1 pseudogene is annotated in these 270 nt (G+C 48.5%); it reads left to right on the forward strand.

Annotated features, from left to right (window positions below):
- Positions 1 to 270: pseudogene (locus tag SB753_RS37480) on the forward strand (type VI secretion system ATPase TssH); the annotation flags it as partial.

Below are 270 nucleotides of genomic sequence, written 5' to 3' on the forward strand. Positions count from 1 at the left end.
CGACTGTCTTGAAGCTTTACCGCGCGGTGCCAGCTCGATTTCGGATTTATCGAGCCATATCGAAGATGCCATTGAGCGGGGCTGGGTGTATGGCTCTTTGGCTTATGGCGACAGTAAAGTACGCATGGCGTATGTAATATTGGGCATGTTGCAAACCCGCCAGCTGAAAAGCGCTTTGCTGGCGATATCAAACGAATTTGGCAAAATTAAACTGACTGAATTTAGCGAAAACTTACAGGATATTGTCGCCGGGTCCAGTGAAGATGGCCT

Origin of the sequence: Paraburkholderia sp. SIMBA_053 (assembly GCF_046534895.1) — a bacterium.
GTDB lineage: Bacteria > Pseudomonadota > Gammaproteobacteria > Burkholderiales > Burkholderiaceae > Paraburkholderia > Paraburkholderia caledonica.